Genomic DNA, 216 nt, shown 5'->3' with positions numbered 1-216 from the left:
ATCCAGTCCCAGGTCCAGGCCTGGGCCCGATCACGGGCGGGGAGATCGCCGACCGCGGCCAGATCGTCGAGCCAGGCGAAGCCGTGGATTTCCTCGAGGATTCGCGGATTTCGCACACCAAGCGCCCAGATGCTGGCCTCGGCATCTTCGACCAACTGCCCGGCAAACAGGAAATTGCCCGCCACCAGCTGGCGGCCGCGGGCGAACAGGCCGATG

1 protein-coding gene is annotated in these 216 nt (G+C 67.1%); it reads right to left on the bottom strand.

Annotation, left to right across the window (positions count from 1 at the left end):
* On the bottom strand, window positions 1-216 hold a 216-nt coding region (locus NLM59_RS11760), incomplete at both ends, for a hypothetical protein (protein WP_304417968.1).

It is taken from the genome of Profundicola chukchiensis (genome assembly GCF_029664245.1).
GTDB lineage: Bacteria > Bacteroidota > Bacteroidia > Flavobacteriales > Weeksellaceae > Profundicola > Profundicola chukchiensis.
This window is presented reverse-complemented; position numbering and strand designations above follow the sequence as displayed.